Source organism: Natronorubrum halalkaliphilum, from assembly GCF_009834785.1.
GTDB lineage: Archaea > Halobacteriota > Halobacteria > Halobacteriales > Natrialbaceae > Natronorubrum > Natronorubrum halalkaliphilum.
This window is the reverse complement of record NZ_WUYX01000030.1, coordinates 1-13,058: the sequence shown is the minus strand read 5'-3', so window position 1 is coordinate 13,058 and position 13,058 is coordinate 1. Positions and strand designations below refer to the sequence as shown.

The following is a 13,058-nucleotide window of genomic DNA, read 5'->3' as shown; positions in this document are numbered from 1 at the left end:
GCTGACCGGGCGTCGACGGATGCGTCGGACTACTCCGCCGGCAGGTCGTCGATCAGCACGACGGCCTCGCCGTTGATCACGGTCGCGTCGTCATCTTCGTTCCGAATGACCGTCTCGAGGCGGTACTGGTCGTTGCCGAGGTTTTCGACGACTTCGACGCGCGCGGAGACGCGGTCGCCGATGCCGACGGGACCGCTGAACTCGAGGTCCTGGGAGAGGTAGATGGTGAGTCCGGGGAGTCGAGCCAGTGCGGCGCTGATGAGACCGGAGACGAGCGTCCCGTGGACGATCCGTTCGCCGAAGCGGGTATCGGCCGCGAAATCGTCGTCGAGGTGGAGTCGATTCGTGTCGCCGCTGACGTGGGCGAACGCGCGGACGTCGTCTTCGCTGAGAACTTTCTCGAACGTGACGGTGTCGCCGACGCTGATATGATCCGAGTCGTCGACGGTCCGGTCGAACTGCCAGTCGAGGTTCGAGTGGTCGATCGAGGGGATCGACGCGGCGACGGTCTTGCTGTCGGAGCCGTTCGACGTGCTAGGGACGAGCATCGCGGACATAGCAGCGCGGTTTGCAGCGGTTGCGCTCTCGAGGAAGGTCTGGGTCATCGACGTCCACGCGTCGGTCATGGCGGCAAGGTTCCGTTTCGCAACGTTCTGGTTGGTCATCTAGTGCGTCGCTAGGTGTGTGGTCGTTATGACTTCTTTGGCTTCACCAAGCCGCTGTTACTCCGGTAGATTGCTAGTAATTTATTACTAGGAGTCCTCTCGATGGGGGACTTGCTGTCGGCAACGGTGACTATCGCCCCCGTCCAGAACGACAGTCAGCCGGAACATTCAGTGGAGGTCCAATCCGGGCTGCCCCATCTAATGGTATCAGATGGTATCTAGTGGAAACGTTTATCAGCACCGAGTGCATTGGTACTGGTGATGACGGACGACTCCGACCGAACGCCCTGGTTTCCCCCTGCGATGTTCACCGAACAGATGCAGGAGGCGGGCGAGCAGGTTGCCGAATCCCAGCAGGAGATGATGAAGAAGCTGATGCAGGCCGGTAGTTCGAACCCGTTCGATACCGGAGCCGGTCTCGGCCCCATGAATATGGGAACGGCGACGTTCAAGGCCCGTGTCCAGAGCGGCGGTCGAATAAGCATTCCCGGTCCGGAACGGGAAGCCCTCGACATCGAAGAGGGAGATATCGTCCAGACGATCGTCGTCCCCGTCAAACGCAACCGAGAGGATCAATCATGACTCAGAACCCATTCACCGCCGTCTTCGACGCACAGCGCACCGCACTCGAACAATCCCAGAACTTCACCCACGACGCCCTCGAGGCACAGAAGGCCTCGATCAGCGCCTTCGGCGATGCCGTCGAGTCCTCGAGCACGCTCTTCGAGTCCAACGCGGAACTCACCAAGGGCGCCGTCCACGCCTACTTCGACGCCCTCGAGGCCTCGATGCCCGAGGGAAGCGCCGAGTTCGACGAGATGCGTGACCTCGTCGACGAAGGCTTCGACTCCGCGACCGAGGCACAGCATCAGTCGCTGGAAGCCGTTCTCGAAGCTATCGACGAGTCCGAGGCCGCATACGACGAGTTCGCCGCGAACTACGCTGAGATGGTCGACAGCTCCTTCGACGCCGCCCTCGAGGCCCACGAACAGGTCGAGACCAACGTCGAATCCGTCGCCGACAACGTCGGCGAGGCCGCAGAAGAGCTCGACGTTTCGGCGTAGACCGCCGCGACAGGGCGTAGCCTTTTGACAATCGATTCCCAATTTTATGCCAATGACAGATCCACAGCCCCAGATGCAAAACTGGAACGCCTTCGTCGAACAGTGGAACGAACAGTTCCTCGATGCGCTCGAGGAGAACATGGAAGCCCAGGCCCAGTTCGTCGAGAGCTGGTCGGAGACCGTCGGCGAGGTCAGCGAGGAGAACGAAATCTCCGACGGCGTCGAGGGCTACGCCCGCGCCTACGAGACCTGGATGAACGCGTCTCAGCAGATGGTCGACCGGATGAACGACCAGTTCGAGGGCGAGGACGTCGACATCGAGGAGTTCCGCGATATCTGGCTCAACACGGCCAACGAGGCGTTCAAGGACGTCATGTCGACGACCGCGTTCGCCAAGATGACGGGCGAGACCGTCGGCGACGTCCTCGAACTCCAGCAACAGGCCGACGAAGCCTCTCAGGACACCCTGCGGACGCTCGGCTTCGCGACCGAAGACGACGTCGTCGAAGTCGGTGACCGCCTCGTCGAACTCGAACGCCGCCAACACGCCGTCGAGCAGAAACTGGACCGCGTCCTCGAACACCTCGAGGAGGAATGATGAATCCGTTCACAACCGTCCTGGACATGCAACGCCAGGCCTGGGAAGCGACGGCCGATCTGGCCGAAAAGAGTAACGTCGCCCCCGAACGGACCGAAACCATCGAGAATATCGAGGTCGGTCAGACGCCGAGCGAGGTCGTCTACGAGGAGAATAAGCTCAAACTGCTCCACTACGAGCCGATGACCGAGGAGCAACACGACGTCCCGATCCTCGTTACGTACGCGCTGATCAACAAGCCTTACATCCTCGATCTGCAGCCGGATCGCTCGGTGGTCCAGACGCTGCTCGAGGCCGGCTTCGACGTCTATCTGATCGACTGGGGCGAACCCTCCAAGCTGGATCGAACGCTGTCGCTCGACGACTACGTCAACCGCTACATCGACAACTGCGTCGACGTCGTCCGCGAGCGCTCCGGTCAGGATTCGATCAACATCCTCGGCTACTGCATGGGCGGCACGAAGTCGGCCATGTACGCGTCGCTGTACCCCGAGAAGGTCGAGAACCTCGCCCTGATGGCCGCCGGCCTCTGTTTCGCCGGCGACGGCGGCGTGCTCGAGCTCTGGGGCTCCGAGAACTACTACGATCCCGAAACGGTCACCGAGACGTTCGATAACGTCCCCGCGGAGTTCCTGGACGTCGGTTTCGCGCTGATGGATCCCGTCGCGAACAACGTAACGAAGTACGTCCGATTCTACGACAACATGGAGGACGAGGACTTCGTCGAGAACTTCGCCCGCATGGAGCGCTGGCTCGACGAGGGAATCGACGTCGCGGGAACCGTCTACGAGGAGTTCATCCGCGACATCTATCAGGAGAACAAGCTGTACGAGAACGAACTCCACCTGAACGGTGAACACGTCGACCTCACGAACATCGACATGCCGGTGCTCCAGATCGTCGCGGAGTACGACCACCTCATCCCGCCGGAGGCCTCCAAGCCGTTTAACGACGTTATTTCGTCCAACGACACCCAGATCATGGAGTTCGCGACGGGTCACATCGGGATGTCGGTCTCCTCGCGGAGTCACGACGAACTCTGGCCGGACGTCTGCGAGTGGTTCGAATCGCGCTCGAACGGAACCGATGTCGAGACCGAAACCGAGACGCCGGAACCCGCAGACGCGGACGCCGCACTCGCGGGAGACGTAGCCGGTGACGAATCCGGTCCCGAGGACCTCACCGACGGCGGCTCGAGCGTCGAGTCCGCGGACACGAGCGACACCGCCGACTCGCCTGACACGACGACCGCGGAGACCGCCGACATCGACGCCGAAACCAGCGATCGCCACGGCGAAGACCGATCCGACGCGGAGATCGCCGAACGCGAGGCGGACGACGTGCAGACGGAGCCCGCGGAACCGGGCGAGATGACGGTCGACGAGGACGTCGTCGACGACGTCACCGACGAGACTGCCGCGGCCGACTCCGCGATCGAGGCCGAAACCGACGATCTCACCGAACTCTCCGGTGTCGGGCAGGCTTACGCGGACGCGCTGGCCGAGGCCGGGATCGAGACGTTCGACCAGCTCGCAGCCGCCGACGTGGCGGAACTCGCCACCGAGACGGGACTGTCACCCAGCCGGCTCGAAGACTGGATCGGCCAGGCTCGGGACCGGTAGCCCGATCGTCTTCTCCCGTTCCGTTCGCGTTTTCAGTTCCGATATCTAACAGGTCGTTATTTACCATCGGGTGCGTAATGTTCACGTACTATGTCCATGGATGGACGCACCTGCATCATCACCGGCTCGGCGCGTGGTATCGGACGAGGCATCGCGGAGTACCTCGGTGAGGAGGGGGCAAACGTCGTCATCAACTACCGCTCTTCGGAGGGGTCGGCCCACGAGGCCGTCGAAACGATCGAATCGGCCGGCGGCCAGGCGGTCACAGCTAAAGCCGACGTCACTAACCGCGACGACGTCAACAACATGCGCGATGTCTGCCACGAGGCGTTCGGCCCGGCGGACGTCCTGGTCAACAACGCCGGCATCACGGCCGACGAACAGTTCACCGAGATGACCCGCGAGGAGTGGGATCGGGTCATGGACGTCAACCTCGGCGGTATGTTCAACTGCACGCAGGTGTTCTTCGACGACATCTGGAACGCCGACGAAGGCCGACTCATCAACATCTCGAGCGTCGTCGGGAAACAGGGCAACTTCGGACAGGCCAACTACGCCGCCGCCAAGAGCGGAATGTTCGGTTTCACCCGGACGATCGCCCTCGAACTCGCCAAGGGCGGCTCGACGGCCAACTGCGTCGCACCCGGGTTTACCCGCACGGACATGCTCGAGAGCGTGCCGGACGCCGTCTTGGAACGGATCATCTCCGGAATCCCGCTCGAGCGACTCGCGGAGGTCGAAGACATCGCCGCCGTCGTTCGCTTCCTCGCCAGCGAGGACTCCTCGTACGTGACCGGCGAGGTTATCGACGTCAACGGCGGGATGGATCTGTAACCACCATGGTCGCGCCGAACGGGTTCTATCACGTCGCACTGAAAGTCCCGAACGTCGATGACGCCGTCGCGTTCTATCGCGATACCCTCGACGGCGACCTCATCGAGCACGAACACCCCGACGAGGGAGCCTCTGGCGCGACGGCTGTCGAGCACGCCGCACTGATGGTGGGCGACAAACACCTCTACGTCTTCGACCGGGCGCCCTACGAGGCCGCGGGACTCGTCGACGAATTACCGTACGGTCCCCTTCATTTCGGCTACACGGTTGACGACGTCGACGCGGCGGTTGCGGATCTCGAAGACGACGTCTCGTTCGTCATGGAGCCCACCGTCTTCGGCGACCTGAAGGTCGCGTTCTTCGAGGACCCCGCGGGAACGCGGATCGAACTGCTCGAGTATCTGGACTGACCAGGGCGGCGTCCTCAGGCCCGCTCTTTCTCCTTCGCGAGTACCCGTACGTTCTCGATTCCCGTGTCGGGGTACTGCCCGTCCGCGTCCTTCTCGACGGCTTTGACCATATCCCAGACGACGTTCAACCCGGTCGTGACGCCCTCGAGCGCCTCCATCTCACACCCCGTCTTGCCGGTGGTCTCGACGCCCACCTGCAGTTCGATCCGGTCGTCCCCGAGCGAGAAGTCGGTGTCGACGTTCGTGATCGGAATCTGGTGGCACATCGGGATCGTCTCCCAGGTGTGTTTGACGGCCTGAATCGCGCCGACTCGAGCGGTCGCCAGCACGTCTCCCTTTCCGACTTGATCCTCCCGGATCGCCTCGATGGTGGACGGCTGGAGGCGGATTTCGCCGGCGGCGACGGCGCGGCGCTCGCTGTCGGGTTTGTCGCCGACGTCGACCATCTGCACGTCTCCCTCGTCGGTAGTGTGGGTGAGTTCGTCGGCGGTTGCGTCGCTCGAGTCCGCTGACGACTGGTCGTCCGCAGCCGACTCCGCTGACGACCCCTCTTCGGGCGTCTCACTCATCGGTCTCACCCCACAGGACCGCCGGAATCTCCGCGAGCATATCCGATGCGAGGAAGCCGTGCTCCTGGGTTTCCGCCAGCCGTTCGCCAGCGAGGCCGTTGACGTGGGCCCCCGCTGCGGCGGCGTCGAACGGTTCGGCGTGTTCCATCAGGGCCGCGACGATGCCGGCGAGCGTGTCGCCGGTGCCGCCGACTTTCATGCCGACGGTTCCGGAGCGACTGAGTCGGGTCCGTTCGCCGTCGGTGATGACGTCGGTCGCCCCCTTCGCGAGCACCAGGTGACCCAACTCGGCCGCGAAGGCTTCAATTTCGTCCGCTGCGGCGGCCAGATCGTCGGTGTCGGGGCCGCCCATCCTCGCCAACTCGCCGCGGTTGGGCGTACAGACTAGCGTCGCGTCGGTGTCGAGGCCGGGCACGACGTTCAGGGCGTCCGCATCGATGACCGCCCGGCCGGTGTAGGATTCGAGAAACTGACGGGCGGCCTCGAGGGTCTCGTCGGCCGTGCCCAGCCCCGGGCCCAGAACCACGACGTTGTCGTACTCCTCGGCGGTCTCGAGGAGATCGCCGACTTGATCCGGCGTGAGAATATCGCTCTCGTAGGGCTGGACGATGAGGTCCTCGCTGTAGCCCTGGATCTCGCCGGCGACGGAGTCGGGGGCGGCGACAAAAGCGAGTTCCGCACTGGCACGAAGGGCGCCCTGGGCGGCGAGCGCTGGCGCGCCGGTGTAGGGGCCGCCGCCGATGACGTTGGGTCGCCCCTCGCGACCGTCGGGGCGCGCGAGCGAGATGTCCCCCGGACCAACGTCGCGCTCGGCCGCTTCCGGGATGCCGATATCGGCGACCGTGACGTTGGCGTCGAGATCCTCGAGACCGGGTTTCGCGTCGTGGAAGGTCACGACGCGGTCGGCCTTGACACCGTTGTCCGCGTGGTCGCCGTCGTCGGCGTCGAAACCGGAGGGAACGTCGACCGCGACGACGGTAGCGTCGGATTCGTTGATCGCTCGCGCGGCGGTCGCTGCGGGTTCGCGGAGGTCGCCGCTGATTCCGGTCCCGAGCATCGCGTCGACGACGACGTCGCAGTCGGGGAGGGCGAACTGACTCGAGTCCATGACCTCCTGCGTGTCGTAGCCGCCCCGCTGGAGCGCGTCCCAGTTCTCTCGAGCGATTTCGGTTCCGATGGTCTCGGCGCGACCCAGCAAGAGGGTGGTGACCGAGTAGTCGTCCAGAAAGCGAGCCGTGACGAAGGCATCGCCGCCGTTGTTCCCGCGTCCGGCGACGATGGCGACGCTCGAGCCCGGTTCGGCGGCGTCTCGGACCCCGCGAGCGACCGCGTGCCCGCTCGACTCCATCAGTTGCTTTCTCGGCACGCCCAGTGCCGCGGCGTTTTCGTCGACGGCGGCCATCCGCTCGCCTGTGATCATACTCGAGGTTCGACGGGCCGACCGTTGAAGATTGCGGACGACGCATCCACTCCGCCGAGCGTCGCTGGTCGACCGAACCGGATCGATCACCCAACGGCGGTCGACACACCGTACCACACGATTGGCCTACGTAGGTTGCCACTACGCTCAAGTTCGCGTGTCTCCGAGCACCGCTGTGAACGTCTTCTGGCTCGACGAGGACCCGCGGCTCGCCGCGCGCTATCACTGCGACCAGCACGTCAACAAACTCCTTCTCGAGGCCGCACAGGTTCTCTGTACGGCGGCTCGTGAAAACGGCTACGACGCCGACTTCCTCTACAAGCCGACTCACACCGGCCATCCCGTGACGCGGTGGGCGACCGAATCTCGAGCCAACTGGCTCCGCTTGCGCGACCACGCCGACGCGCTCAACGCGGAGTTCGTCGAACGGTACGAGAAGACGGACGATCACGCCAGCTGGCAGGTAATCGAACGTATCGATCCCGACCTGATCGCGTTCCCGACCGACGAGCCGACACCGCGGCCGCAGACGATGCCCGACGAGTACAAACGTCCCGACGATCCCGTCGCGGCCTACAGGGCCTACTACGCCGGCGAGAAAGCCGACTGGGCGGAGTGGAACTACTGCGACGAGCCACCGTGGCTCGCGGCGTATTTTGCTGACGGTGAGTGACTCGCTTTCGACTCTCAACTCTCGATTCCTGGTCCACCCGTCTTCCCGAATCGCCGTGACTGCAGTCCGAATCAGTACCTGATTTCGAACCCGTCCTCGCCCTGTGGTTCCTCGTATTCGGCCTCGACGTCTTCGACTTCCGCTGCGGGACTCCCCGTGTGACACCATTCGATCATCGACTCGACGGCGTCTTCCGGCCCTTCGAAGATCGCCTCGACGCGGCCGTCCTCGAGGTTCCGTACCCAGCCGCCGACGCCCTTCTCTCGAGCCGTCTCTCGAGTGTTCGCACGGTAGTAGACCCCCTGTACTGTTCCCGTAACCAAAACGTGGGCGCGAGTTCGGTCCGCCATGCGCGATCCATCGATCGCGAGCGTCAAAAATCCGGGTCTCCCACGGGCGTATCCGCTCGGGTACGTCGGACACCCGGAGCGGGTAACTCGCGACAGCGTGCGTTGTCGCGTCTGAAATCGCGTTCGGAAACCGATATCGAAGAGCAAACCACGCACGACGTTCTGCTAGGGACAGATGGGAATCATCGACCGCTTCGAAGACGAATATCTCGACGTTTCGACCGGTCGCGCAACGATCCGGGAACTCCTCGAGTTGGTCGTCGGTTCGATCCTGTTCGTCCTCGTCGCAGGCGGGCTCACGTTCTATCTGCTCGGTCGAACGATCGCGCTCGCAGTCGCGGGGCTGCTCGCGCTCGTCTTCACTATCACGATCCTCTCGCAGGCGTACTGGGCGCTGACCGGGCGCGATGACTACGAGTAGTCTCCATCGCCCAGCGACCGAAACTGGCTCTCGAGGGCAGTCAGACGCTCGTGTACTCCCTGAGGGAGTGAGTAGAAGCCGAAGCCGCAGATCCACAAAGCGGATCAGTGAATCGGGTCCGCTCGAGTCGTGGCGGGATCCGTGGCGAAACTTACGTTGGGGCTTCGTACCGGCGACTCCCGACGATCATTCGAGCGGCAAGCGCCACGACACCGACGACGAACGCGATCCAGACCGCCCCGGTGGCGTCGAACCACTGTGAGTACTCGACGAATGCGACGAGCGCGGTCAGCCCGGCGACGTACAGCGCGTTCGTCCCGACAAAATCGGCAAGCGCTTCCTCGTCGGAGACCCGATCCGGATCGTAGCCGGCGATCAATTGGACCATGCCGAAGTACATGATGAGGATTCCCAGCGCGCCGACGAACCCCGCGGCGACGAGCAGGGTGAGCACGGTCCCGTTACTCATACGCCGCTATTGACAATCGTCTCACAAAACGGTTCCGAGTTTCGAGCAAAGACGTGCCCAGCAAACCGTACACGGCGGACTGAGACTCACTCTGCAGTCCGCAGGTGGTGGAAGATGTACGTCTGTGCGTAGCCGGCGTATTTCCCGCCCAGTCGCTCGCGAAGCGCCCGCGAGGTCGCCGCGTACGACCCGCGATCGCAGTCGGGGTAGTAATCCTCGATCGCCGACTTGAGCCAGGTGTCAAGCGGGACGGCCTCGTCGAACCCCAGCGAGAAGAGGAGCACGCAGTCGGCAACCTTGTCGCCGACACCGACGAACCGGGTCAGCGACTCGCGAGCGGCTTCGTACTCGAGATTCCGGGCTTCGGCCGGATCTGCCTCCCCGCTGGCGACCATCTCGGCCGTTCGGACGACGTACGGCGCTCGGTAGCCGAGCCCCAGCTCGCGCAGTTCGGCCTCGGTCGCCGTCGCGAGTTGCTCCGGCGTCGGGAACGCGTGGTAGGTTTCGCCGTCGAACGCGATCGGATCGCCGTACTCTCGAGCCAGCGTCGAGACCATCGTGTGGATCCGTCCCACCCGCATCTGGGCCGAACAGATAAACGAGATCAGACAGCCGAACGGCGGATCGTCGACCAGCCGCATCCCGCGGTGTGCCTCGTAGGCTTCCGCCAGGAGCGGATCGTCCGGCGCGGCCGCGACGATCGTCTCGAGGTCATCGTTCAACCGTAACAGTCGGCGCACGATCGGTTCGGCGTCGGTCGATGACTCCCACTCGAGACGCCCGTTTTGAGTTCTGACACGGACGATTTCGCGGTCGACGACGGTGTGATACCACGCGTCGGGAGCCGGCGTGTCGGTGTACATTTCACCGTCGCTGCGCCGCCAGAGGTAGCTTTGGCCGCTCTCGAGGGTCCGATACAGGTCGAGGCCGCCGGAGAGGTCGGCGAGGGGGATCGTCCCTGTCTCCATCTGTCCGTGCCTTCGGGGGCGCGGGCTTTTGCCTTTCGAACCGACGGCGAGCACGCGGCGCTCGAGACCGCGGTGTCGTCGACCGATCCGAAGCAGATGCTCCCGACGGCAACACCGGTGGAGTCGGGTGAGGCGAACCTTCATACAGTAGGCGACACATTGTCTAGGTATGCACTGCAGGGTTGTTGTCGAAGCTGCTGTGCCGGTGTTCGACGTCGAAACGGAAGACGAGGCGATCCGTATCGCTATCTCGAAGACTGGCGAGATGTTAAACCCTGATCTGAACTACGTCGAGATCAACATGGGCGAGCGCACCGCTCCGTCGGGAGAGGAGCTACCGCCCGCCTTTATCGCCGCCGACGAAGCACTCGTCGCGCTCGAACTGGAGATGACCGTGTTCAACGTCGAGCGCGAGGAACACGCCTCGCGGATCGCCCGCAAGGAAATCGGCCAGCTCCTCGAGAACATCCCGCTCGAGGTGATCAGCGTCGAGGAGTTCGAGGAGGAAGACGAAGACGAAGACGAGTCGGAATCGGAGACGGACGACTCGTCGAACGATCAAGACGGAGACTCGAGTGCGGACGAGACGTCGTCGACGTCGGAAACGGAAGCAGAAGGGAATACTGATGCGGACGACGACGAGATTCTCCCCGAATTCGAGGACCTCGTCGAGTAAGCGAGACCGGCGGTTTCGGTGGATTCCTGGCCGGAATTGGTGTGGTAGTTCTGCTACGAGCGACAGACGAGAAAGAGACGGATCTCGGCAGTGAAATTGGTGGGTAGCGAAGAACGCAACGTTGTTTTCAGTCTGCGGTAGCGGCGACTGCTTCCTGCTCTCCGTCGCGCATGTTCATGGTGATTCCACCGGCGAGCGCAAAGACGGCAGCTTTGTGATCTGTTTTCGATTTGTGGATCGATGTCGGCCGAATACCGAGTGACTCGTATTCGTCGAGGTCGATCTGACAATCCTCCCACGCCGCACACTGGTTCGATACCTCCGCGAGAAGGCCGTGAAGGTGAATGAGCTCCTGCTTCTTCATAACCATCCAATCCTACCCACTGCAGGGTTATATTATTATCTTGAGTCGCGTTAACACGCGGCCCGTGTACGATAACTGGTATATCATCGTCTAGATGCGAGAGAAGGCTGTCCCTATATTCCGGTAACCACCAGAAGGCTCCGACTATAAGACGGTATTATCGGACTAATTAGCGGTTACATCCCAGTTTCCAGTGGTCCTACTCATGAGAGTTAAACCGTCCCTACCGATGGTTTGAACGGTGAAGAGAACGAAAACGGGACGCCGTCTTATCCGAGTTGCTTCAGCGTCTGGAGATCGCGATCCGTTCGCATAAATTCGGACATTCGTCGGGACGCATGACAGTTCGGACAATGGAACATTTTAGCAGCGGACGGCAGTTCACCAGGAGAGTGCTGCCAATCTTTCGTACATTCTGGACACAACAGTTGGACGGTCGTCTGGTCCATGGCACACTGTTACACACCCTCATTGAAAAACGTTGTCGCGCGTTCGATTCCGAATCGGCCGAAAAAACCACCCGACAGCATATCGACACCGCCGATGACGGGCTCGGTCCCGCTTACGCGGGCGCAGCCGTATCGGAGGCCTCGAGCAGTTCCTTGTACCGGTTTCGGATCGTAACCTCGGAAATGCTCGCAACTTCGCTGACGTCGTTCTGGGTGACTTTCTCGTTGGTCAGGAGCGCGGCCGCGTACACTGCTGCGGCGGCGAGACCGACCGGCGACTTGCCGCTGTGGACGCCCTCCTGACGGGCCGATTCGAGCAGTTCGCGGGCCATCCGTTCGGTCTCGTCCGAGAGGTCGAGATCGCTGACGAACCGCGGGACGTAGTGTTCGGGGTCAGCGGGCTTGACCTCGAGACCGAGTTCTCGGATGACGTAGCGGTACGTGCGGGTCAGCTCCATCTTTTCGACGCGGCTGACGGCCGAGATCTCGTCGAGGCTGCGCGGCGTGCCGGCCTGCCGAGCGGCGGCGTACAGCGACGCCGTTGCGACGCCCTCGATCGACCGCCCCGGAAGGAGATCCTCCTCGAGTGCGCGGCGGTAGATCACGCTGGCGGTCTCGCGGACGTTCTCCGGGAGACCGAGCGCGCTGGCCATGCGGTCGATCTCGCCGAGGGCCTGCTTGAGGTTGCGCTCTTTCGAGTCGCGGGTGCGGAAGCGCTCGTTCCACGTGCGAAGCCGCTGCATCTTCTGGCGCTGGCGACTCGAGAGCGCGCGGCCGTAGGCGTCCTTGTCCTGCCAGCCGATGTTGGTCGAGAGCCCCTGGTCGTGCATCATGTTCGTCGTCGGGGCGCCGACGCGGGACTTCTTGTCCTTCTCGGCGGAGTCGAACGCCCGCCATTCGGGGCCGCGGTCGATCTCGTCTTCCTCGACGACGAGGCCGCAGTCGCTACACACCGTCTCGGCGTGTTCGTCGTCGGAGACGAGCCGGCCGCCACACTCCGGGCAGTGCTCTTGCTCACCCGACCGCTCGGTCGTTTCTTCGTCCTCCGTTTCGTTCGTGTAGGTTCTGATGGTGGTGTCTGTCATGGTGTATCGGGTTGGTTACTCGGGGCTCCCGGGTGGGGTAACCAGAAGAAACCCGGATGCCTCGGCTAACATATAGTTAGGCCGAAACCCATATAAAGGTTTCGTTTGCTTTATAAACTAATCGGATTTCCTGGTATATATGTTCCGGTTATATGTCTATTAATCGTTTGGAATAGGCTGTTCGGGCTGCGGTACCCCACTCCAGCATCACTCGAGTCCTCGTGAGGTGCCGAATCGGTGATACTGACTGTGATCACTGTTTCACTCGCGTGTACGAGGCTGATCTACAGAAAAGTACTGTCCATATACGTTGGTACTGAGACGGTTTGCTGTAACGAGTACGTGTTTAGCCCCAGCTGATTTCGTTAGTATCTCGTAGGGGGCGATCTACGGTGGAGATATGCTTTGTCGGCAGGGGTCA

18 protein-coding genes are annotated in these 13,058 nt (G+C 62.6%); 9 read left to right on the top strand and 9 right to left on the bottom strand.

What is annotated here, in order from left to right; translation table 11 throughout:
* Window positions 1-29: 29 nt before the first annotated feature.
* Complete coding sequence (locus GS429_RS10245; RefSeq protein WP_160065233.1) at window positions 30-665, bottom strand: MaoC family dehydratase; 636 nt, start codon at window positions 663-665, stop codon at window positions 30-32.
* A gap of 261 nt (window positions 666-926) precedes the next feature.
* Here GS429_RS10245 and GS429_RS10240 point away from each other — a divergent pair, with 261 nt between their 5' ends.
* The 6 genes from GS429_RS10240 (at window position 927) to GS429_RS10215 (ending at window position 5,193) form a co-directional block, all read left to right on the top strand.
* Complete coding sequence (locus GS429_RS10240) at window positions 927-1,247, top strand: AbrB/MazE/SpoVT family DNA-binding domain-containing protein (protein WP_160065231.1); 321 nt, start codon at window positions 927-929, stop codon at window positions 1,245-1,247.
* Complete coding sequence (locus GS429_RS10235; protein WP_160065229.1) at window positions 1,244-1,729, top strand: hypothetical protein; 486 nt, start codon at window positions 1,244-1,246, stop codon at window positions 1,727-1,729. Before GS429_RS10240 ends, GS429_RS10235 begins: the two co-directional genes overlap by 4 nt.
* Window positions 1,730-1,781: 52 nt before the next feature.
* Window positions 1,782-2,327: a poly(R)-hydroxyalkanoic acid synthase subunit gene (locus GS429_RS10230; protein ID WP_160065227.1), complete on the top strand. Its 546-nt coding sequence runs from the start codon at window positions 1,782-1,784 to the stop codon at window positions 2,325-2,327.
* Window positions 2,324-3,949 carry a class III poly(R)-hydroxyalkanoic acid synthase subunit PhaC gene (gene phaC / locus GS429_RS10225; RefSeq protein WP_160065225.1) on the top strand — a complete coding sequence of 542 codons (1,626 nt, stop codon included), beginning with the start codon at window positions 2,324-2,326 and terminating at the stop codon, window positions 3,947-3,949. The genes GS429_RS10230 and phaC overlap by 4 nt, the downstream gene beginning before the upstream one ends.
* A gap of 90 nt (window positions 3,950-4,039) precedes the next feature.
* The gene (locus tag GS429_RS10220) at window positions 4,040-4,783 is read left to right on the top strand and encodes a beta-ketoacyl-ACP reductase (protein WP_160065223.1); all 744 of its coding nucleotides are present in this window, start codon (window positions 4,040-4,042) and stop codon (window positions 4,781-4,783) included.
* A gap of 5 nt (window positions 4,784-4,788) precedes the next feature.
* Window positions 4,789-5,193, top strand: a complete 405-nt coding sequence (locus GS429_RS10215; protein WP_160065221.1) for a VOC family protein — start codon at window positions 4,789-4,791, stop codon at window positions 5,191-5,193.
* A 14-nt stretch (window positions 5,194-5,207) separates the two neighbouring features.
* On the opposite strand, the gene moaC is transcribed toward GS429_RS10215, so the two are convergent.
* Window positions 5,208-5,762 carry a cyclic pyranopterin monophosphate synthase MoaC gene (moaC, locus tag GS429_RS10210; protein ID WP_160065219.1) on the bottom strand — a complete coding sequence of 185 codons (555 nt, stop codon included), beginning with the start codon at window positions 5,760-5,762 and terminating at the stop codon, window positions 5,208-5,210.
* Window positions 5,755-7,182, bottom strand: a complete 1,428-nt coding sequence (locus GS429_RS10205) for an NAD(P)H-hydrate dehydratase (RefSeq protein WP_160065217.1) — start codon at window positions 7,180-7,182, stop codon at window positions 5,755-5,757. The genes moaC and GS429_RS10205 overlap by 8 nt, the downstream gene beginning before the upstream one ends.
* 175 nt (window positions 7,183-7,357) lie before the next feature.
* Here GS429_RS10205 and GS429_RS10200 point away from each other — a divergent pair, with 175 nt between their 5' ends.
* Complete coding sequence (locus tag GS429_RS10200) at window positions 7,358-7,855, top strand: hypothetical protein (protein ID WP_328821334.1); 498 nt, start codon at window positions 7,358-7,360, stop codon at window positions 7,853-7,855.
* 71 nt (window positions 7,856-7,926) lie between these two features.
* On the opposite strand, the gene GS429_RS10195 is transcribed toward GS429_RS10200, so the two are convergent.
* Entirely contained in the window at window positions 7,927-8,205 is a 279-nt protein-coding gene (locus GS429_RS10195) for an acylphosphatase (RefSeq protein WP_160065213.1), read from the bottom strand.
* A gap of 175 nt (window positions 8,206-8,380) precedes the next feature.
* Between GS429_RS10195 and GS429_RS10190 the strand changes: the two genes are divergently transcribed.
* Entirely contained in the window at window positions 8,381-8,626 is a 246-nt protein-coding gene (locus tag GS429_RS10190; RefSeq protein ID WP_160065211.1) for a hypothetical protein, read from the top strand.
* A gap of 151 nt (window positions 8,627-8,777) precedes the next feature.
* On the opposite strand, the gene GS429_RS10185 is transcribed toward GS429_RS10190, so the two are convergent.
* Both GS429_RS10185 and GS429_RS10180 read right to left on the bottom strand, forming a co-directional pair.
* Window positions 8,778-9,095: a DUF3784 domain-containing protein gene (locus tag GS429_RS10185; RefSeq protein ID WP_160065209.1), complete on the bottom strand. Its 318-nt coding sequence runs from the start codon at window positions 9,093-9,095 to the stop codon at window positions 8,778-8,780.
* Window positions 9,096-9,181: 86 nt separating this feature from the next.
* Complete coding sequence (locus GS429_RS10180; protein WP_160065207.1) at window positions 9,182-10,063, bottom strand: DNA-3-methyladenine glycosylase family protein; 882 nt, start codon at window positions 10,061-10,063, stop codon at window positions 9,182-9,184.
* Between the two features lie 169 nt (window positions 10,064-10,232).
* Between GS429_RS10180 and GS429_RS10175 the strand changes: the two genes are divergently transcribed.
* Window positions 10,233-10,739: a DUF555 domain-containing protein gene (locus tag GS429_RS10175; protein WP_160065205.1), complete on the top strand. Its 507-nt coding sequence runs from the start codon at window positions 10,233-10,235 to the stop codon at window positions 10,737-10,739.
* Window positions 10,740-10,866: 127 nt separating this feature from the next.
* On the opposite strand, the gene GS429_RS10170 is transcribed toward GS429_RS10175, so the two are convergent.
* From GS429_RS10170 to GS429_RS10160, 3 genes are all read right to left on the bottom strand, one after another.
* A complete protein-coding gene (locus GS429_RS10170; protein WP_160065203.1) occupies window positions 10,867-11,103 on the bottom strand; it encodes a UPF0058 family protein in 237 nt (78 codons plus the stop codon).
* Between the two features lie 269 nt (window positions 11,104-11,372).
* Window positions 11,373-11,552 (bottom strand): DUF7836 family putative zinc-binding protein, encoded by a 180-nt coding sequence (locus tag GS429_RS22155; RefSeq protein WP_160065201.1) that lies wholly within the window; start codon window positions 11,550-11,552, stop codon window positions 11,373-11,375.
* A 113-nt stretch (window positions 11,553-11,665) separates the two neighbouring features.
* Window positions 11,666-12,637, bottom strand: coding sequence for a transcription initiation factor IIB (locus GS429_RS10160; RefSeq protein ID WP_160065199.1), 972 nt, complete (start codon window positions 12,635-12,637; stop codon window positions 11,666-11,668).
* Window positions 12,638-13,058 lie beyond the last annotated feature (421 nt).